This is a genomic window from Burkholderia sp. AU33423, from assembly GCF_002223135.1.
GTDB classification, from domain to species: Bacteria; Pseudomonadota; Gammaproteobacteria; order Burkholderiales; family Burkholderiaceae; genus Burkholderia; species Burkholderia lata_D.
The window spans coordinates 397,601-416,397 of record NZ_NKFH01000005.1 but is presented as its reverse complement, the minus strand read 5'-3'; the positions used below and the strand labels follow the sequence as shown (position 1 = coordinate 416,397).

At 69.7% G+C, this 18,797-nt stretch carries 17 protein-coding genes; 10 read left to right on the top strand and 7 right to left on the bottom strand.

Features of this window, described 5'->3' with window-relative positions:
* Both CFB50_RS14455 and CFB50_RS14450 read right to left on the bottom strand, forming a co-directional pair.
* Positions 1-915 carry a metal ABC transporter solute-binding protein, Zn/Mn family gene (locus tag CFB50_RS14455; protein ID WP_089446313.1) on the bottom strand — a complete coding sequence of 305 codons (915 nt, stop codon included), beginning with the start codon at positions 913-915 and terminating at the stop codon, positions 1-3.
* A 46-nt stretch (positions 916-961) separates the two neighbouring features.
* Positions 962-1,423: a Fur family transcriptional regulator gene (locus CFB50_RS14450; protein WP_011353040.1), complete on the bottom strand. Its 462-nt coding sequence runs from the start codon at positions 1,421-1,423 to the stop codon at positions 962-964.
* 327 nt (positions 1,424-1,750) lie between these two features.
* On the opposite strand from CFB50_RS14450, the gene CFB50_RS14445 reads away from it, so the two are divergent.
* The 8 genes from CFB50_RS14445 (at position 1,751) to CFB50_RS14410 (ending at position 10,072) form a co-directional block, all read left to right on the top strand.
* The gene (locus CFB50_RS14445; RefSeq protein ID WP_089446312.1) at positions 1,751-2,527 is read left to right on the top strand and encodes an L-iditol 2-dehydrogenase; all 777 of its coding nucleotides are present in this window, start codon (positions 1,751-1,753) and stop codon (positions 2,525-2,527) included.
* A 96-nt stretch (positions 2,528-2,623) separates the two neighbouring features.
* On the top strand, positions 2,624-3,580 hold the full coding sequence (locus CFB50_RS14440; protein ID WP_089446311.1) for a sugar kinase: 957 nt from the start codon (positions 2,624-2,626) through the stop codon (positions 3,578-3,580).
* The gene (locus CFB50_RS14435) at positions 3,568-4,932 is read left to right on the top strand and encodes a D-tagatose-bisphosphate aldolase, class II, non-catalytic subunit (RefSeq protein ID WP_089446310.1); all 1,365 of its coding nucleotides are present in this window, start codon (positions 3,568-3,570) and stop codon (positions 4,930-4,932) included. The genes CFB50_RS14440 and CFB50_RS14435 overlap by 13 nt, the downstream gene beginning before the upstream one ends.
* A gap of 58 nt (positions 4,933-4,990) precedes the next feature.
* Positions 4,991-6,316, top strand: a complete 1,326-nt coding sequence (locus CFB50_RS14430; RefSeq protein ID WP_089446309.1) for an ABC transporter substrate-binding protein — start codon at positions 4,991-4,993, stop codon at positions 6,314-6,316.
* A gap of 99 nt (positions 6,317-6,415) precedes the next feature.
* The gene (locus tag CFB50_RS14425; protein ID WP_069248726.1) at positions 6,416-7,369 is read left to right on the top strand and encodes a carbohydrate ABC transporter permease; all 954 of its coding nucleotides are present in this window, start codon (positions 6,416-6,418) and stop codon (positions 7,367-7,369) included.
* The gene (locus tag CFB50_RS14420; RefSeq protein ID WP_011353034.1) at positions 7,366-8,217 is read left to right on the top strand and encodes a carbohydrate ABC transporter permease; all 852 of its coding nucleotides are present in this window, start codon (positions 7,366-7,368) and stop codon (positions 8,215-8,217) included. Before CFB50_RS14425 ends, CFB50_RS14420 begins: the two co-directional genes overlap by 4 nt.
* Positions 8,214-8,900 carry an HAD family hydrolase gene (locus tag CFB50_RS14415; protein ID WP_089446308.1) on the top strand — a complete coding sequence of 229 codons (687 nt, stop codon included), beginning with the start codon at positions 8,214-8,216 and terminating at the stop codon, positions 8,898-8,900. The genes CFB50_RS14420 and CFB50_RS14415 overlap by 4 nt, the downstream gene beginning before the upstream one ends.
* A gap of 62 nt (positions 8,901-8,962) precedes the next feature.
* The gene (locus CFB50_RS14410) at positions 8,963-10,072 is read left to right on the top strand and encodes an ABC transporter ATP-binding protein (protein WP_089446307.1); all 1,110 of its coding nucleotides are present in this window, start codon (positions 8,963-8,965) and stop codon (positions 10,070-10,072) included.
* A gap of 26 nt (positions 10,073-10,098) precedes the next feature.
* Here CFB50_RS14410 and CFB50_RS14405 read toward each other — a convergent pair whose 3' ends face one another.
* Entirely contained in the window at positions 10,099-10,983 is an 885-nt protein-coding gene (locus CFB50_RS14405) for a LysR family transcriptional regulator (RefSeq protein ID WP_089446306.1), read from the bottom strand.
* Positions 10,984-11,096: 113 nt separating this feature from the next.
* On the opposite strand from CFB50_RS14405, the gene CFB50_RS14400 reads away from it, so the two are divergent.
* Both CFB50_RS14400 and CFB50_RS14395 read left to right on the top strand, forming a co-directional pair.
* On the top strand, positions 11,097-12,293 hold the full coding sequence (locus CFB50_RS14400; RefSeq protein ID WP_089446305.1) for a serine hydrolase domain-containing protein: 1,197 nt from the start codon (positions 11,097-11,099) through the stop codon (positions 12,291-12,293).
* A complete protein-coding gene (locus CFB50_RS14395; protein ID WP_089446304.1) occupies positions 12,290-13,537 on the top strand; it encodes an MFS transporter in 1,248 nt (415 codons plus the stop codon). The genes CFB50_RS14400 and CFB50_RS14395 overlap by 4 nt, the downstream gene beginning before the upstream one ends.
* 43 nt (positions 13,538-13,580) lie before the next feature.
* Here the strand turns inward: CFB50_RS14395 and CFB50_RS14390 are convergent, their stop codons facing one another.
* The 4 genes from CFB50_RS14390 to CFB50_RS14375 form a co-directional block, all read right to left on the bottom strand.
* On the bottom strand, positions 13,581-14,585 hold the full coding sequence (locus CFB50_RS14390; protein WP_089446303.1) for a sugar-binding transcriptional regulator: 1,005 nt from the start codon (positions 14,583-14,585) through the stop codon (positions 13,581-13,583).
* A gap of 65 nt (positions 14,586-14,650) precedes the next feature.
* Positions 14,651-16,132, bottom strand: coding sequence for a xylulokinase (xylB, locus tag CFB50_RS14385; protein ID WP_089446302.1), 1,482 nt, complete (start codon positions 16,130-16,132; stop codon positions 14,651-14,653).
* Positions 16,133-16,215: 83 nt separating this feature from the next.
* The gene (gene dalD / locus CFB50_RS14380; RefSeq protein WP_089446301.1) at positions 16,216-17,610 is read right to left on the bottom strand and encodes a D-arabinitol 4-dehydrogenase; all 1,395 of its coding nucleotides are present in this window, start codon (positions 17,608-17,610) and stop codon (positions 16,216-16,218) included.
* Between the two features lie 187 nt (positions 17,611-17,797).
* On the bottom strand, positions 17,798-18,709 hold the full coding sequence (locus CFB50_RS14375) for a LysR family transcriptional regulator (protein ID WP_089446300.1): 912 nt from the start codon (positions 18,707-18,709) through the stop codon (positions 17,798-17,800).
* Positions 18,710-18,797 lie beyond the last annotated feature (88 nt).

The following is an 18,797-nucleotide window of genomic DNA, read 5'->3' as shown; positions in this document are numbered from 1 at the left end:
TTATTTCTTGCCGGCGGCCAGCGCGGTCGAGAGCGCGTCGAGCTGGCCGGCCATCCATTGCTGGAAGGTCTTGCCGGCCGGCTGCGTCTCGGTGACGCTGACGTTCGGCACGCCGCCGTCGCGCGCGATCTTCAGCATGCGCTTGGTCATCGGTTCTTCGGCCTGGCTGTTGTAGATCAGCACGCGCACCTGCTTCTTGCGCAGGTCGTTCTCGAACGCGGCGACATCCTGCGCGCTCGCCTCGGTGTCGTTCATCGTCGCGAGCTGGAAGCGCTGGTTGCGCATGTCGAGGCCGATCGCGTCGGACATGTAGCCGAACACGGGCTCGGTGGCCGTGACCGGCACGCCCTTGTACTGCGCGCGCAGCGCGGCGACCTTGTCGTCGACGGACTTCAGCGACGCAACGAACTTCTGCAGGTTCGCGTCGTAGTCGGCCTTGTTCGCCGGGTCGGCGCGGCCGAGCTCGGCCGCGATCGCGCGCGCGGCCGCCGGCATCGTCGCCGGGTCGTACCACAGGTGCGGGTTGTCGCCGGCCTTCTTGCCGACCAGATCGGCGACGACGATCGTCGCGCGCTTCGCCTGCTTCGACGCGCCGAGCAGCTTGCTCATCCACGGATCGTAGTTGGCGCCGTTGTAGATCACGACCTGCGCGTGCTGGAGCGCGCGGGCGGTCTTCGGGCTCGCTTCGAACAGGTGCGGGTCCTGGTCCGGATTGCTGAGAATGCTGGTCACCGCGACGTGGCTGCCGCCGATTTGCGACGCGACGTCGCCGTAGAAATTCTCGGCGGCCACGACGTTGACGGTCGCGGCCTGCGCGAACGCGGGGGCCGCGAGCGACAGGGCGGCAACGGCGGCGGCGAGCCAGCGGACAGGCGACAGGGCACGCCGCGGCGTGCGCTTCAGGGCAATGGACATGGAACTCCTCGTTGGAAGGGGCGGCGCGGGCGCCGCGCGAAACGCGTCAGCGTTGCACGGGCTTGTGCTTGCAGTGCCCGCACAGGCCGCTCAGCTCGACGACCTGGTGGTGGACTTCGAAACCGTGCGCGGGCTCGCTCGCGGACAACTGCTTCGCGAGGTCGCCGCCGGGAATCTCGACGGTGTCGCCGCACGAGTCGCAGATCAGGAACTGGCCTTCGTGCGGCACGCCGATCTCGCAGCACGCGAAGAACGCGTTCTTCGATTCGATCCGGTGGATGAAGCCGTGCTCGACGAGGAAATCCAGCGCGCGGTAGACGGTCGTGGGCGGCACGCGGCCGCGCTGCGGCTCGAGCTCGGCGAGCAGGTCGTACGCGCCGATCGGGCGCTGCGCGGCCAGCACGCGTTCGTAGACCTGGCGGCGCAGCGGCGTCCACGCGAGCCCGTGCTCGGCGGCGAATGCGTCGGCCCGGGACAGCCGGGCGTCAATGGACGAGGAGGTAGCCATGGCGTGAAGCAGGGCGATGAAACAAAGTACGGCGATGATATAACGTATCGCCGCGCCGTGCAGCGCGAAATCCCGTTCCCGTCCTTGCTCCGTCCCCTTCATCGTCGATCCGACCGCGCCGCACCGTGCGCGCCGCGCCTTGCCGGGCGTGCGCGGCGGGCCGCCACGCCGCGCCGTTGTGCCGCAGCGCGTCATAGAAAGCCGTCACGTCGCCTTGACAGCGCGAATCGCGTATCCGATCATTCGATCACCAACAGAGCAATTGATCGGTTGACGAGCGTTCGCTCACCTCGCCACCGTCGAAGCAGAACGAACCGGAGACAGCCAGTGAGACTGGAAGACAAGGTCGCGATCCTGACGGGCGCCGCAAGCGGCATCGGCGAGGCGGTCGCGCAACGCTATCTGGACGAGGGCGCCCGCTGCGTCCTCGTCGACCTGAAGCCGGCAGGCGGCTCGCTCGCGCGGCTCGTCGAGGCGAACCCCGGCCGCGCGGTGGCCATCACCGCGGACGTCACGCGCCGCGACGACATCGAGCGGATCGTCACCACGACGGTCGAGCGCTTCGGCGGCGTCGACATCCTGTTCAACAACGCGGCGCTGTTCGACATGCGCCCGATCCTCGACGAATCGTGGGACGTGTTCGACCGGCTGTTCTCGGTCAACGTGAAAGGGCTGTTCTTCCTGATGCAGGCCGTCGCGCAGCGGATGGTCGAGCAGGGCCGTGGCGGCAAGATCGTCAACATGTCGTCGCAGGCCGGGCGTCGTGGCGAGGCGCTCGTTTCGCACTACTGTGCGACCAAGGCCGCGGTGATCAGCTACACGCAGTCGGCCGCGCTCGCGCTCGCGCCGCACCGGATCAACGTGAACGGCATCGCACCGGGCGTCGTCGACACGCCGATGTGGGAGCAGGTCGACGCACTGTTCGCGCGCTACGAGAACCGGCCGCTCGGCGAGAAGAAGCGGCTGGTGGGTGAAGCCGTGCCGCTCGGCCGCATGGGCGTGCCGGGCGACCTGACCGGCGCCGCGCTGTTCCTCGCGTCGTCCGATGCCGACTACATCACCGCCCAGACGCTGAACGTCGACGGCGGCAACTGGATGAGCTGAAATGGCGCCGCTCGCACGCGCCACCTGCCGGCCGGCCTGCGATGAGGCGGCCGACCCGCACGTCGCGGCCGCCGTCGAACGAGGAGGGCACGCCTGATGGCCGAGATCGTCGTGGCCGGCGAACTGCTCGCCGAATTCGTCGCCGCCGAGCGCGGCCAGGGTTTCGAGACGCCGGGCCTGTTCGAGGGGCCGTTCCCGAGCGGCGCACCGGCGATCTTCGCCGACCAGGCCGCGCGGCTCGGCGCACGCGTTGCGTATGCGGGCTGCGTCGGCCGTGACGCGTTCGGTGACGCGATCGTTGCGCGGCTCGAACGCGACGGTGTCGACGTCGCGCGCATCCGCCGCGTCGCGCGCCCGACCGGCACCGCGTTCGTCGCGTATCGCGACGACGGCTCGCGCAGCTTCGTGTTCACGCTGTCCACCAGCGCGGCCGCGTGTGTCGACGCGTCCGATGTCGATACCGCGATGTTCGACGGCTGCCGCTATTTCCACGTGATGGGCTCGTCGCTGACGAGCGAATCGGCGATCGCGGCGGTGCAGCGCGGCGTGATCGAGGCCGCGCGCGCCGGCGCGAAGGTGTCGTTCGATCCGAACGTGCGGCCCGAAATGCTGAGCTTTCGCCCGATGCGCGCGGCGCTCGACGCGATGCTCGCCGCGTGCCACCTGTTCCTGCCGAGCGAAGCCGACCTGCCGTTCTTCTGCGGGCCGCAGCCGGCCGAGCGCGCGATCGCGGGCCTGCTCGCGACGCATCCGCTGCTCGAGCGTGTCGTGCTGAAGCGCGGCGCGCAGGGCAGTGTCGCGTTCGACCGCGCGAACCGTGCGGAAGCGCCGGCGTTTCAGGTCGACGAAGTCGACCCGACCGGCGCCGGCGACTGCTTCGGCGGCACGCTGGTCGCGAGCCTCGTCGCCGGCGTGCCGATCGAGGTCGCGCTGCGCCGCGCGAACGCGGCCGGGGCGATCGCGGTCACGCGGCGCGGCCCGATGGAGGGCAACAGCAGCGCAGCCGAAATCGACCGCTTCCTGACCGAACGAGGTATCGCATGTCCGGCCTGACGACCTTCGCCGAACGTTCGCGTACCGCGCACGCGGACGCCGTGCTGCGGATGATCTTCGACGCGAACCGCGCGGACGCGCAGCGCGGCATCTATTCGATCTGCAGCGCGCACCGGCTCGTGCTGGAGGCCGCGTGCGAAGCGGCGCGCGCGGACGGTTCGCCATTGCTGATCGAGGCGACCTGCAACCAGGTCAACCATCTCGGCGGCTATACGGGTATGACGCCTGCCGATTTCCGCCGTGACGTCGACGCGATCGCGCAGCGTTGCGGGCTGCCGCCGTCGGCGCTCGTGCTCGGCGGCGACCATCTTGGCCCGAACCCGTGGCGGCATCGCCGCGCGGCCGATGCGATGCGCGAAGCGACGGCGATGGTCGCCGCGTACGTCGAAGCCGGCTTCGAAAAGATCCACCTCGATGCGAGCATGGCGTGCGTGGACGATCCGGCGCGGCTCGACGATCGCACGATCGCCGCACGGGCGGCCGAGCTGTGCCGCGTCGCGGAAGACGCGGCGGCACGTGCCGGTATCGCGCCCGTCTACGTGATCGGCACCGAGGTGCCGACGCCGGGCGGCGAAGTCAGTGGCAGCGGCGACGATGGCGACGGCGACGCAGCGATCGCGCAGATCGTCGTCACGCGCAGCGACAGCATCGCGGCGACGCTCGATGCGCACCGCCACGCGTTTGCCGCGGCCGGGCTCGACGATGCGTGGACGCGTGTCGTCGCGATCGTCGCGCAGCCGGGTGTCGACTTCGACGATCGCCACGTGCTCGACTACGACAGCGCCAAGGCCGCGTCACTCGGCGCGAGTATCCTGCAGACACCGGGCCTCGTGTTCGAGGCGCATTCGACCGACTACCAGACCGAGGGTGCACTCGCCGCGCTCGTGCGCGACCACTTCGCGGTGCTGAAAGTTGGCCCCGCGCTGACGTTCGCGCTGCGCGAGGCGCTGTTCGCGCTGACCTTCATCGAGGACGCGCTGATCGACGATGTCGCGCAGCGCTCGCGGTTGCGCGAAGTCGTCGACGCCGCGATGCGCGCGCAGCCCGAGCACTGGGCACCGTACTACCGCGGCGACGAAACCGAGCAGCGGCTCGCGCGCCAGTTCAGCTACAGCGACCGGATCCGCTACTACTGGCTGCAGCCGGCCGTCGCAGCCGCGGTCGAGCAACTGTTCGACAACCTTGCGCGGCAGCCGGTGCCGGAAACGCTCGTCGCGCAGTGGTTGCCGGACGTCTACGCGGCTTGCCGCGCGGGCGGCCTGGCGAAAGAGCCGCGTGCCTGGGTGCGGCACCGGATACGCGACGTGATCGCGCACTATGCGCGCGCGTGCGGAATGCAGCGGCCGGCGTGACGGGCCGCGAAGGAAACGCAGTACCGACGACACTTCGAACAAACACAGGAGACATGCCATGCAACGAAAGATGCTCGACGCCGCCGCACGCTGCTTCGCCGGAGCCGCGCTCGCGACGGCGGCCTGCGCCGCGTCCGCCGGCACGCTGACGATCGCGACGCTGAACAATCCCGACATGATCGAGCTGAAGAAGCTGTCGCCGGCTTTCGAGAAGGCGAACCCGGACATCAAGCTGAACTGGGTGATCCTCGAGGAGAACGTGCTGCGCCAGCGCGCGACGACCGACATCACGACCGGCAGCGGCCAGTTCGACGTGATGGCGATCGGCACCTACGAGACGCCGCAGTGGGGCAAGCGCGGCTGGCTCGCGCCGATGACGGGCCTGCCCGCCGACTACGACCTGAACGACATCGTGAAGACCGCGCGCGACAGCCTGTCGTACAACGGCCAGCTGTACGCGCTGCCGTTCTACGTCGAGAGCTCGATGACGTTCTACCGCAAGGACCTGTTCGCGGCGAAGGGGCTGAAGATGCCCGACCAGCCGACCTACGACCAGATCGCCGAATTCGCGGACAAGCTCACCGACAAGGCGAAGGGCACCTACGGGATCTGCCTGCGCGGCAAGGCCGGGTGGGGCGAGAACATGGCGTACGTGTCGACGGTCGTGAACACGTACGGCGGCCGCTGGTTCGACGAGAACTGGAATGCGCAGCTCACGTCGCCCGAGTGGAAGAAGGCGATCAATTTCTACGTGAACCTGCTGAAGAAGAACGGCCCGCCGGGAGCGAGCTCGAACGGCTTCAACGAGAACCTGACCCTCACCGCGTCGGGCAAGTGCGCGATGTGGATCGACGCGACGGTCGCGGCCGGGATGCTCTATAACAAACAGCAGTCGCAGGTGGCCGACAAGATTGGCTTCGCGGCCGCGCCGGTCGCCGCCACGCCGAAGGGCTCGCACTGGCTGTGGGCGTGGGCGCTGGCCGTGCCGAAGACATCGAAGCAGCAGGACGCCGCACGCAAGTTCATCGCGTGGGCGACGTCGAAGCAGTACATCGAGATGGTCGGCAAGGACGAAGGCTGGGCGTCGGTGCCGCCGGGCACGCGCACGTCGACGTATCAGCGCCCCGAGTACAAGGCCGCCGCGCCGTTCTCGGACTTCGTGCTGAAGGCGATCGAGACGGCCGATCCGAACGATCCGTCGCTGAAGAAGGTGCCGTACACGGGTGTGCAGTACGTCGGGATTCCTGAATTCCAGTCGTTCGGCACGGTGGTCGGCCAGTCGATCGCGGGTGCGGTGGCCGGCCAGATGTCGGTCGACCAGGCGCTTGCCGCCGGGCAGGCCGCCGCTGACCGCGCGGTGCGGCAGGCCGGCTACAAGAAGTAACGCGGCCCGTACCGTGCGCGGTGGCGCACGGTGCGCGTCGTCGAAGCTGACAGGCGGGCAGGCCTTCTCGCCCGCGCATCAACCGGAGGGACTCCGATCATGCGTCACCTGCGTCTTCCCCTGAGCCACGCTCACGCGCCGTCGGTCGGCGACGCGTCGTCGCCGCCCGGCGCGCCGCGCCGCGCGCGCGGCGGCGCGAGCTGGCTCGTCTCGCCGTCCGTCGCGGTGCTGCTGCTGTGGATGTCGATTCCGCTCGCGATGACGATCTGGTATTCGTTCTCGCGCTACAACCTGCTGAACCCGGACGTGAAGGGCTTCGCCGGGTTCGACAACTACCGCTTCCTCGCGACCGATCCGTCGTTCCTGCCCGCGATCTGGCACACGCTCGTGCTGATCGGCGCGGTGCTCGCGATCACGGTGATCGGCGGCGTGCTGATGTCCGTGCTGTTCGACCGCAAGTTCTACGGGCAGGGTGTCGCACGCCTGCTCGCGATCGCGCCGTTCTTCGTGATGCCGACCGTGTCCGCGCTGATCTGGAAGAACATGATCCTGCACCCGGTGTACGGGCTCGTCGCGAACGCGATGCGCGCGCTCGGGATGACGCCGATCGACTGGTTCGCCGATTACCCGCTCACCGCGGTGATCATCATCGTCGCGTGGCAGTGGCTGCCGTTCGCGTTCCTGATCCTGTTCACCGCGATCCAGTCGCTCGACCAGGAGCAGAAGGAAGCGGCGCGCATCGACGGCGCGGGCCCGATCGCGATGTTCTTCTACATCACGCTGCCGCACCTGAAGCGCGCGATCGCGGTGGTCGTGATGATGGAGACGATCTTCCTGCTGTCGATCTTCGCGGAGATCTACACGACGACCGGCGGCGGTCCCGGCGACGCGACGACCAACCTGTCGTACCTGATCTACGCGCTCGGCCTGCAGCAGTTCGACGTCGGCCTTGCGTCCGCGGGCGGCATCATCGCCGTCGTGGTCGCGAACGTCGTGTCGTTCTTCCTCGTGCGGATGCTCGCGCGCAACCTGAAGGGAGAGTACGAGAAATGAGCGACCTGACCTTCGAAGGCCGGCGCGTGCCGGCCGTGTTCGACCTCGTGCGGCGCGCGCTGCCCGGCACGCTCGCGTGGCTGATCGCGCTCCTGCTGTTCTTCCCGATCTTCTGGATGGCGATCACCGCGTTCAAGACCGAGCAGCAGGCGTATGCGTCGACGCTGTTCTTCATCCCGACGCTCGACAGCTTCCGCGAGGTGTTCGCGCGCAGCAACTACTTCGCGTTCGCATGGAACTCGGTGCTGATCTCGGCGGGCGTCACGGTGATCTCGCTGCTGTTCGCGGTGCCGGCCGCGTACGCGATGGCGTTCTTCCCGAACCACCGCACGCAGAAGGTGCTGCTGTGGATGCTGTCGACGAAGATGATGCCGTCGGTCGGCGTGCTGGTGCCGATCTACCTGCTGTGGAAGAACGCGGGGCTGCTCGATACCGTGTCGGGCCTCGTGATCGTCTACACGCTGATCAACCTGCCGATCGCGGTGTGGATGACCTTCACGTACTTCAACGAGATCCCGAAGGACATCCTGGAAGCCGGGCGTATCGATGGCGCGTCGACCTGGCAGGAGATCGTCTACCTGCTGATGCCGATGGCTCTGCCGGGGCTCGCGTCCACTGCGCTGCTGCTCGTGATCCTGTCGTGGAACGAGGCGTTCTGGAGCATCAACCTGTCGAGCTCGAACGCGGCGCCGCTGACCGTGTTCATCGCGTCGTACTCGAGCCCCGAGGGGCTGTTCTGGGCGAAGCTGTCCGCCGCGTCGCTGCTCGCGGTCGCGCCGATCCTGATCGTCGGCTGGCTGTCGCAGAAGCAGCTCGTGCGCGGGCTCACGTTCGGAGCCGTCAAATGACCGCGACGAACGTCCTGATCTGCGATTGCGACGGCGTGCTGATCGACAGCGAGGCGGTGGCGGCCGACGTGCTCGTGCGCGAACTCGATGCCCGATGGCCGGGCGTCGATGCGCGTCCGGCCGTGATGCCGCTGCTCGGGCTGCGCATCGAGCGCGTGCTGGCCGGCGCGAGCGACGCGCTCGGACGCGCGCTGTCGAACGACGACGTCGTCGAGATCCGCGCCGCGGTCGAGGCGGCGGCCGTCAATGCGCCGATGGTCGACGGCATCGATGCGGCGCTGGCCGCGATTGAACTGACGACGGCCTGCGCGAGCAACAGCTACCGCGCGTACGTCGAGGCGGCGCTGAGCCGCACGGGACTCGCGCGCTTCTTCGGCGACCGGCTGTTCTGCGCGGACGCCGTCGCGCGGCCGAAGCCGGCGCCCGACGTGTATCTCGCGGCGGCGCGCACGCTCGGCGTCGCGCCGGCCCAGTGCCTCGTGGTCGAGGACAGCGTGACCGGCATCACCGCGGCCGCCGCGGCCGGCATGACCGTGCTCGGCTTCGTCGGCGGCGGGCATGCGTCGGCCGCGCAGATCGATGCGCTGCGCGGCATCGGCGCGCGTCACGTCTTCGACGACATGCACGAGTTGCCCGGCTACGTCGCGCGCTGGCAGGCGACCGGCGCGGTGCTGCCGAACTAGCCACCACGAATGAATGCGCGCCGCGTTCGACGCGGCGCATCACGAACGAACGGAGACAGATCATGGCAAGCGTGCTCCTGCGCAACATCGCGAAGCGCTACGACGACACCGAAGTACTGCGCAACGTGAACCTCGACATCGCCGACGGCGAATTCGTCGTGTTCGTCGGCCCGAGCGGCTGCGGCAAATCCACGCTGATGCGGATGATCGCCGGCCTCGAGGATATTTCGAGCGGCGACCTGGTGATCGACGGCGCGAAGGTCAACGACGTGCCGAGCGCGAAGCGCGGCATCGCGATGGTGTTCCAGTCGTATGCGCTGTACCCGCACATGACGCTGTACGACAACATGGCGTTCGGCCTCAAGCTCGCCGGTGCGAAGAAGCCCGAGATCGACCAGGCCGTGAAGCAGGCCGCGAAGATCCTGCACATCGATCACCTGCTCGACCGCAAGCCGAAGCAGCTGTCGGGCGGCCAGCGGCAGCGCGTCGCGATCGGCCGCGCGATCACGCGCAAGCCGAAGGTGTTCCTGTTCGACGAGCCGCTGTCGAACCTCGACGCGGCGCTGCGCGTGAAGATGCGGCTGGAGTTCGCGCGGCTGCACGACGAGCTGAAGACGACGATGATCTACGTGACGCACGATCAGGTCGAGGCGATGACGCTCGCCGACAAGATCGTCGTGCTGTCGGGCGGCGCGGTGCAGCAGGTCGGCACACCGAACGAGCTGTACCACGCGCCGGCGAACCAGTTCGTCGCGGGCTTCATCGGTTCGCCGAAGATGAACTTCCTGAAGGGCACCGTCGAATCGGTCGACGCGGGCGGTGTGCTCGTGCGCTTCGACAGCGGCGAGACGCAGCGCGTCGCGGTCGACGCGGCTGGGTTGCAGCGTGGCGCGGCGGTGACGGTCGGCGTGCGGCCCGAGCATCTGCTGGTCGATGCGGCGGCGGCGGGCGTCGCCGCGCGGACGATGGCCGTCGAGTCGCTCGGTGACGCCGCGTATCTGTATGCGGAGTCAGCTGTCGCGCCGGACGGGCTGATCGCGCGGATTCCGCCGCTCGACACGTACCGGACCGGCGACGCGCTGCGCGTGCATGCGCAGGCCGAGCACTGCCATCTGTTCGACGAAAACGGGCAGGCGTTCCGGCGGCTGAGCGTGCACGCGAAGGCGGCGTGACGCGTCGGCACGTGCGCCTGCGGTGCTCAGAGGCGCAGGTGCTCGGCCACGTAGTCGACGAACGCGCGCAGCTTCGGCGTCGGATGGCGGCCTGACGGCCACAGTACGTAGAACGGCGTGCGGCTCTCGACGTGTTCGTCGAGCACCGTGCGCAGCGTGCCGTCGGCCAGCGCGCCGTGTACGAAAAACTCGGGCAGGCATGCGATGCCGAGCCCGCGCAGCGCGAAGCACAGCCGTGTTTCCGCGTTGTTGCTGACCATCGATACCGGCACCTCCGGCGGCGTGCCGGCGCGCGACGCGCGCAACGGCCAGATCTCGAGCCGGCCGCTGCTGGGGAAGCGGTAGTGCAGGCAGCGGTGCCGCGCGAGATCGGCCGGCGTGCGCGGCGTACCGTGCCGCTCGAGGTAGTCGGGCGACGCGACGAGGTGCTGGCGGAAATGGCCGAGCAGCCGCGACGACAGCCGCGAATCCGACGGCTGGCCGGTGCGCAGCACCGCGTCGAACCCTTCGTCGACCACGTCGACGAGCCGGTCGCTGAAATCGATGTCGAGCTCGATCTCCGGATACGCGGCCATGAAATCGGCGAGCACCGGCAGCAGCAGCGTGCCGATCGTCGGCAGGCTCACGCGCAGCCGCCCGCGCGGCGCTTCGGCGCTGTGCGTCAGTTCCTGCTCGGCCGCGTCGATCTCCGCGATCACGCGCCGGCACCGTTCGAGAAAGCGCGCGCCTTCGGCCGTCAGCGTGATGCTGCGCGTGCTGCGGTGAAACAGTCGCACGTTGAGGCGCGCTTCCAGGCGTGCGATGCGCTTGCCGATCGCCGACGCCGACAGCCCGAGCGCGCGGCCGGCCGCGACGAAGCTGCGCGTTTCCGCGACCTGAACGAATACGACGAAACCGCCCAGATTTTCCATGCAGGTTCCCGATTGCGGACATCGGTGTCCGGAGTGTCCGGAACTCTACCCCGGTTTTTCTTCCCGCGCTGGCTCCCTACGATGGGCGTTCCTTCATCGTTCGAGGTCACGCCATGTCATCCCTGCCTGTCACCGCCCACCGCTCAGAACCGGACGCCGCGCTGCGGGACCGGCTCGACGCCGTGCTCGATCGCGCGCTGGCCGACGCGCGCGTGGTCGGCGCGGTCGTGCGGGTCGCCCGCGACGGGGAATTGCGTTATGCACGCGCGGCCGGGCTGGCCGATCGCGAAGCCGGCACGCCGATGCGCGAGGACACGGTGTTCCGGCTCGCGTCGGTGTCGAAGCCGATCGTGACGGCCGCCGCGATGCGGCTGGTCGCGGCAGGCCGCATCGGGCTCGACGAGCCGGTCGCGCGCTGGTTGCCCGCGTTCACGCCGACGCTCGCAGGCGGCACGCCGGTGAACATCACGTTGCGGCATCTGCTGTCGCATACGGCCGGCCTCGGCTACCGCTTCCTCGAAGCCGATGGCGACGGCCCGTATGCGCGCGCTGGCGTGTCCGACGGGATGGATCGCGCGGGCCTGTCGCTGGCGGAAAACGTCGGGCGCATCGCCGGCGTGCCGCTGCAGTTCGCGCCCGGCACGTCGTGGGGCTACTCGCTCGCGACCGACGTGGTGGGCGCGCTGATCGAGGCGGTCGACGGCCGCCCGCTCGCGCAGGCCGTGGCCGCGCTCGTCACGACACCGCTCGGGATGGCCGATACCGGATTCGTCGCGCATGACGCCGCGCGCGTCGCGACGCCTTACGTGAGCACGCCGGGCGCGCCGCGCCGGATGGCCGACGACGATCTCGTGCCGGTTTTCGACGGCACGGTCGGTATCCGCTTCGAGCCGGCGCGCGCGTTCGATGCCACCGCGTGGCCGTCGGGCGGCGCGGGCATGGTCGGCACCGCGCACGATTGCCTGACGCTGCTCGATACGCTGCGCACGGGCCTCGACGGCTGGCTCGCACCGCGCTGGATCGACGAGATGGCGCGGGTGCAGCCGGGCGCGCACGACTTGCCGGATGCGCCGGGATTCGGTTTCGGGCTCGGCTTTTCGGTGCTGCGCGATCCGGCGGCCGCGCAGTCGCCGGAGTCGGTCGGCACCTGGCGCTGGGGCGGCGCGTACGGGCATGCGTGGTTCGTCGACCGTGCGGCCGGGCTGACGGTCGTCGCGCTGACCAATACGTTGTACGAAGGGATGCACGGGCGCATCGTCACCGACGTGCGCGATGCGGTGTATGGCGTCGACGACCGGAGCGCGGCATGAGCGAATGCGTATCCGCTTCTCCGTCCGCTTCCGCGTCCGCCGCCGACCGGGCTGCCGATTCTGCAGCCGGCTCGTCTGCACCGGGCCGCGCGCGCCTGCCCGTCGCGAACCTGCTCGCGCTTGCCACTGCCGGCTTCATCACGGTGCTCACCGAAGCCCTGCCGGCCGGCCTGCTGCCACTGATGAGCGTCGACCTGCACGTGACCGAGGCGCTGATCGGCCAACTGGTGACCGTCTATGCGCTCGGCTCGATCGTCGCGGCGATTCCGCTCGTCGCCGCGACACGTGCGATGCGCCGGCGCGGCCTGTTGCTCGCGGCGCTCGCCGGGTTCGTCGTGTCGAATGCGGTGACGGCCGCGTCGCCGTACTACGCGCTCACGCTGGCCGCGCGCTTCGTCGCCGGGATGTCGGCGGGGCTGCTGTGGGCGCTGCTGGCGGGCTACGCGAGCCGGCTGGTCGACCCGTCGCTGCGCGGTCGGGCGATCGCGGTCGCGATGCTCGGCATACCGGCAGCAATGTCGATCGGCATTCCGGCCGGCACCGCGCTCGGCGCGCTGTTCGGCTGGCGCGTCGCGTTCGCGGGGATCACGGTCGCGGCGCTGGCGCTGATTGGCTGGATTCGCGTACGCGTGCCCGACTACCCGGGCCAGCAGGCCGGCGCGCGCGAGCCGGTGCTCGGCGTGATGACGCTGCCCGGCGTGCGGCCGGTGCTAACCGTGATGTTCGCGTACGTGCTGGCGCACAACATGCTGTATACGTACGTCGCGCCGTTTCTCGCGGGCGTGCGGATGGGGGCGCAGGTCGATGCGGTGCTGCTCGTGTTCGGTCTCGCGTCGCTGGTCGGCATCGCGCTGACGGGCGCGTGGATCGGCGCCGCGCAGCGACGCCTGACGCTCGCCAGCATCGCGCTGTTCGCGATCGCGGCGGCGATGCTCGGCGCAGGTTCCGGCGTGGCGATCGTCTATGCGGGCGTCGCGTTGTGGGGGCTCGCGTTCGGCGGTGCGCCGACGCTGTTCCAGACGGCCGCCGCGAATGCGGCGGGGGAGGCGGCCGACGTTGCGCAGTCGATGCTCGTGACGGTGTGGAACCTCGCGATCGCGGGCGGCGGCATCGCAGGCGGGATGCTGCTCGGCGCAACGGGCGCCGGTGCGATTCCGTGGGTGCTCGTCGCGCTGCTGGCGGCTGCGTGGGTCGGTGCGTGGCGTGCGCGCCGACATGCGTTTCCGGCGCCGCAAGCAGCGTGAGCGTTCGACAGCCGCGCGCGGTGCGCCGTGCGCGGCTTCGGCGTCAGGCCGCTTTCGCGGCGAGCGCGGCGCGCGCGCACGCTTCGTCGGTGACGAGCCCCGACAGCCAGCCGCCGCGCAGCGCGGCAATCACCGCGTCGTGTTTCTTCGGGCCGCCGGCGAACGCGATCGTCGGCAGCTTCGGCGGCGTGGCGAGCGCGACGCTCGTCACGCGTGCGCTCGTCGACACGGTGATCTGCGTGCCCTGCGCGTCGATCGGCACGCCGAGCAACTCGGCCACCGCGCCGAGCGCGGTCATCTCGTCGCGCTCCTGTTCGGTGATGAAGCCGTCTTCGTAGAGCGGGCAGTGCGGGCCGATGTTGCCGATCCCGACGAACGCAACGTCGGCCTTGCCCGACAGCGCCTCGACGATCCGGTACAGCCGGTGATTGCACCACTGCGCGCGCTCGGCGTCGCTGTCGGCGAACAGCGGCGCGGGCAGCAGGAAGTGCTTGCTGCCGGTTTTCTCGGAGATGTACTGCGCGACGTCGTAGCGGTTCGACGAACCGTCGGCCGCGATCGCGCCGACCATCGACACGAGCCGGTGCTGCGGGCGGTCGATCTGCGCGATCTGCGCGACCGCGGCCTTCAGCGTCCGGCCGCTGCTGACCGCGATCACCATCGGCCGCGTTTCGTTGAGGTAGCGTTCCATTACCTGCGCGCCGGCGACCGCGAGCTTGCGGTCGATCGCGTCGGGCGCATCGGCATCGACGGGCACGACTTCGCACATCGCGAGGCCGTAGCGCTTCGACAATTGCGCGCCGAGATCGAGACAGTCGGCGAGCTGGTGATCGACGCGCACGCGGATCAGGTTCTTCTCGACCGCGAACGCGACGAGGCGCTGCGCGACCGGGCGCGACACCTGCAGCTTTTCCGCGATTTCGTTCTGCGTGTCGCCCGCGACGTAGTAGAGCCACGCGGCACGCGTGGCGAGATCGAGTTTTTCTGAGGACTTGGACACGATAGCGATTCGGTTCGGATCTGGGGGGGGCCGCCCCGCGGGCCGCATGACGGCATCCACTGTACCGCATGTCACGCACGCGGCCGATGGCCGCCACGCGTGACGTGCGGCGCTTATGCGAGCCGCGTGCGCGACGGTTCGTACAGCGGCTGCACGTGACGATACAGCGCGCGGAACGCATCGAGGCGTTCGCGCAGCAGCGCATGGCGTGCCGCATCCGGCGCGTATTCGGCACGCACCGGCGGCTTGGCCAGCACCGCATGCGGATCGCCGCCGACGGCCAGCCAGCCGAGCCGCGCCGCGCCGAGCGCCGCGCCGGTTTCGCCGCCGCCGTGCTGGCGCGTGCGCACGTTCAGCGCATCGGCGATCAGTTGCGCCCAGAACGCGCTGCGCGCGCCGCCGCCGATCAGCGACAGCTGGTCGGTTTCGACACCGGCCGCATGCAGCGCGTCGAGGCCGTCGGCGAGGCCGAGCGTCACGCCTTCGAGCACCGCATAGCCGAGATGCGCGCGTTCGGTCGCATGCGTCATCCCGAAGAACACGCCTTGCGCGTACGGATCGTTGTGCGGCGTGCGCTCGCCGGACAGGTAGGGCAGGAACAGCGGGGCCGTCGCGAGCGCGTCGGCGTCGAGTGTTTCGACTTCGGCGAGCAGCGCGGGCTCGTCGGTGCCGGTCAGCTTGCAGACCCAGCGCAGGCAGCTCGCGGCCGACAGCACGACGCTCATCAATTGCCAGCGATCGGGAATCGCATGGCAGAACGCATGCACGGCCGATGCGGGGTTCGGCATGAAGCGATCGCCGACCACGCTCAGCACGCCGGAGGTGCCGAGCGAGACGAAGCCGTCGCCCGCGTGGATCGCGCCGATGCCGAGCGCGCTCGTCGCGTTGTCGCCGCCGCCGCCCGCCACCACGACGGCTTCCGACAGCCCGAGTTCGCGTGCGATGTCCGCGCGCAGCGTGCCGGACGGCGCGTTGCCTTCGACGATGCGGGGCATCTGGTCACGCGTCATCCCGCACGCGGCGAGCAGCGCGTCGGACCAGTCGCGGCGCGCGACGTCGAGCCACAGCGTGCCGGCCGCATCCGACGGATCGGACACCTTCGCGCCGGTCAGCCGGAACCGCAGGTAATCCTTCGGCATCAGCACGCAGGCGGTCGCCGCGAACACGTCGGGTTCGTGCTTCGCGACCCACAGCAGTTTCGGCGCGGTGAAGCCCGGCATCGCGAGGTTGCCGGCCAGTGCGTGAAGATCGGGCGCGCGTTCGGTGAGCAGCGCGCATTCGTCGGCGCTGCGCATGTCGTTCCACAGGATCGCGGGGCGCAGCACGCGGTCGTCGCGGCCGAGCAGCACGGCGCCGTGCATCTGGCCCGACAGGCCGATGCCGCGCACGGCCGCGAACGCGTCGCGGTGCCGTTCGCGCAGCGCCGCGAGCGCGGCGAGCGTGCCTTGCCACCAGTCGTCCGGATGCTGTTCGGCCCAGCGCGGATGCGGCCGCGACACGGTGAACGGCGAGCCGGCGGTGCCGACGACCGTGCCGTCCGGGGCGAGCAGCAGCACCTTCACTTCCGAGGTGCCGAGGTCGATGCCGAGATACATGAGCGATCCGTTCCGTCAGTGGGGAGTCGCTACTTTAGCCGCGCGGCCGCGCCCGTGCCAAGGCAGGTTCGCCCGGATGTCGGTCAGCGTGCCGCGAGCCATGCGTCGACACGCCGGAGTCCGCCGCGCATGGCCTCGAACAGCGCGGCGTTGCCGGCGAGCGAGCCCCACAGCTGCCGGTTGGCGCACAGCGCGACAACCGGGTCGTCGGCCAGGACGATCGCCCGCGCGACGCTTTCGTCCATCACGCCGTCCTGGTACGCGTACGGCAACGCGCCGCGCGCCCAGCGTTCGAGAAAGCGCAGGAACAGCGCGGGCAGCACGGCGGTGGCGACCGGCGCCGCGCCGCGCGCGAACGATTCGACGAGCGTCGGCGCGATGAAGCCGGGGATCTTCGAGAAGCCGTCGGCCGCGACGCGCTGGTTGGTGTCGAGCACGTACGGGTTGCCGAAGCGTTCGAGCACGACGTCGCGGTAGCGCGCGAGATCGAGCGGGCTCGGCGTGAGGCACGGGATCACGTCCTGCGTCACGTAGTCGTGGGCGAAGCGGCGGATCGCCGCGTCGTGCGTGCCTTCGTGGATATACGTATGGCCCGCGAGCGTGCCGGCCCATGCGATGCAGCTGTGCGTCGCGTTGAGGATGCGGATCTTCGCTTCCTCGTACGGGTGCACGTCGTCGACGAGTTCGGCGCCGGCCAGCTCCCAGCGCGGACGGCCGGCCGCGAAGCGGTCCTCGATCACCCACTGGATGAACGATTCGCCCATCACCGGGCATGCGTCGTCGAAGCCGGTGGCGGCCAGCACGCGTTCGCGCACGTCGGCGGTCGGGCGCGGCGTGATGCGGTCGACCATCGCGCTCGGCGTGGCGACGTTCGCATCGAACCATGCGAGCAGGTCGGGCAGCCCGCGCCGTTCGAGGAATTCACGCATCCCCGCGCGAAAGCGCGCGCCGTTGTTGCGCAGGTTGTCGCAGCTCTGCAGCGTGAGCGGGCCCGCGTTGCGCTTCACGCGTTCGGCGAGCAGCGCGGCAAGCGCGCCGTACAGCGTCGTGCGCGCGCCCTGCAGGTCGGCCGCGAGATCGGCGTTCGCGAGGTCGAGCCGGTTGTGTTCGTCGAGGTAGTAGCCGCCTTCGGTAACGGTGAACGACACGATCCGGCAGGCCGGGTCGGCGCCGGCGTCGATCAGCGCGGCGAGGTCGATCGACCACGGCAGCACGCGCGTGATCGCGCGGATCGTCTCGTACGCGCGCTCGCCTTGCGGCGTGACGGTTTCGAGCGTGTAGGCGCCGTGCTGCGCGGCGAGCGCGTCCATCGTCGCGTGCATGTCGTCGCGGATGTTGCCGACGGTCAGCGACCAGCGCTCGTCGGCCGGGACGGCCGCGTTCACGCGATGCAGATACCACGCCTGATGCGCGCGGTGAAACGAGCCCGCGCCGATGTGCAGCAGCACGGGCGTGCGGGCGGAGGACGATGCGCTCATCTGGTGTCTCCTGTTCGTGCCTGACAGTCCTGTCGAATACGATCATTTGCTCTTTGTGTGAGCGAATGATCGTATTCGGGCGAGCGAAAGTCAAGGCGGGGAAACGGCATTTCGATGGTGCGCTGCGGTGGCGTGCGGGCAGCAGGGTGGGGAGGCCGCGAACGGGCGGCCGGTGCGGAAAGCGCCGTCAGCGACCTTCGCGCGTCAACGCGACGAGTTCGTCGAGCAGCTTGCCGGCCGGCCCCGGCAGGATCCCGTGGCGGCGCCGGAATGCGGTGAGCGTGCGCACCGCGACGACTTCGCGTACGGGCAGCGTGTCGATCGTGCCGGCGCGCCGCTCGGCGCCGTACATCGGCTCGGCCATCCAGCTCAGGAAGCCGGCATGCGCGACGAGGCTTTTCAGCGTCGTCACCGAGCGCGTCTCGACCGCGATGTCGGGCAGCGCCAGCCCGTGTGCGTCGAAGGTCGCGCGCATGTGGTCGAACGGCGCGGTGCCGCGCGGCGGAATCGCCCAGCGCGCGTGCAGCGTATCGGCGAGCGTCGGCGCGCGGCCGAGGCCGCGCAGCGGATGGTGCGGCGCCGCAACGATGTGGCTGCGATCTTCCCAGCGGCACTCGGGAATCGCAACGATCTCGTCGGTGTCGGGCCCGTGCGCGGACAGCGCGAGATCGATCTCGTGCTTGTTCAGCCCTTCCGCGAGCCGGTCCCACACGCCTTCGATGATCTCGACGCGCAGGTTCGGCCAGCGGTCGAGCACGCGGCCCACCGCGACCGGCAGCACGAGGCTCGCGATGCTGCCCACCGTGCCGACCTTGATCGTGCCTTTCGCGAGCCCGCGCATCGCGTCGAGCTCCTCGCGCGCGTGCTCGGCCTCGTGCTGCAGCAGTGTCGCGTGCGGCAGCAGCGCCTCGCCGAACGCGGTGAGCTGCACCCCCTTCGAATGGCGCTCGAACAAGGGCGCGCCGACCTGCTCCTCGAGCCGCTTCAGGATCCGGCTCAGCGCCGGCTGCGTCACGTGCAGCGCGTCGGCGGCGCGGCCGAGGCTGCCGCACGCGACGATCGTCGTGAAGGCGCGCAATTGTCGGAGATCGAAAGTCATGTCGGATCGGTATGGCTTTTCGCAAAAAATACAGTATCCGAGAATGGCTTGCGCTTCGATACTGTGGAAACCGCCAAGCCATCGAGGA

Coding starts and splice junctions, on each gene's coding strand:
- CFB50_RS14455 (WP_089446313.1), bottom strand. CDS start 915: ATGTCCATTGCCCTGAAGCGCACGCCGCGGCGTGCCCTGTCGCCTGTC.
- CFB50_RS14450 (WP_011353040.1), bottom strand. CDS start 1,423: ATGGCTACCTCCTCGTCCATTGACGCCCGGCTGTCCCGGGCCGACGCA.
- CFB50_RS14440 (WP_089446311.1), top strand. CDS start 2,624: ATGGCCGAGATCGTCGTGGCCGGCGAACTGCTCGCCGAATTCGTCGCC.
- CFB50_RS14435 (WP_089446310.1), top strand. CDS start 3,568: ATGTCCGGCCTGACGACCTTCGCCGAACGTTCGCGTACCGCGCACGCG.
- CFB50_RS14430 (WP_089446309.1), top strand. CDS start 4,991: ATGCAACGAAAGATGCTCGACGCCGCCGCACGCTGCTTCGCCGGAGCC.
- CFB50_RS14425 (WP_069248726.1), top strand. CDS start 6,416: ATGCGTCACCTGCGTCTTCCCCTGAGCCACGCTCACGCGCCGTCGGTC.
- CFB50_RS14420 (WP_011353034.1), top strand. CDS start 7,366: ATGAGCGACCTGACCTTCGAAGGCCGGCGCGTGCCGGCCGTGTTCGAC.
- CFB50_RS14415 (WP_089446308.1), top strand. CDS start 8,214: ATGACCGCGACGAACGTCCTGATCTGCGATTGCGACGGCGTGCTGATC.
- CFB50_RS14410 (WP_089446307.1), top strand. CDS start 8,963: ATGGCAAGCGTGCTCCTGCGCAACATCGCGAAGCGCTACGACGACACC.
- CFB50_RS14405 (WP_089446306.1), bottom strand. CDS start 10,983: ATGGAAAATCTGGGCGGTTTCGTCGTATTCGTTCAGGTCGCGGAAACG.
- CFB50_RS14400 (WP_089446305.1), top strand. CDS start 11,097: ATGTCATCCCTGCCTGTCACCGCCCACCGCTCAGAACCGGACGCCGCG.
- CFB50_RS14395 (WP_089446304.1), top strand. CDS start 12,290: ATGAGCGAATGCGTATCCGCTTCTCCGTCCGCTTCCGCGTCCGCCGCC.
- CFB50_RS14390 (WP_089446303.1), bottom strand. CDS start 14,585: ATGCGGCCCGCGGGGCGGCCCCCCCCAGATCCGAACCGAATCGCTATC.
- xylB (WP_089446302.1), bottom strand. CDS start 16,132: ATGTATCTCGGCATCGACCTCGGCACCTCGGAAGTGAAGGTGCTGCTG.
- dalD (WP_089446301.1), bottom strand. CDS start 17,610: ATGAGCGCATCGTCCTCCGCCCGCACGCCCGTGCTGCTGCACATCGGC.
- CFB50_RS14375 (WP_089446300.1), bottom strand. CDS start 18,709: ATGACTTTCGATCTCCGACAATTGCGCGCCTTCACGACGATCGTCGCG.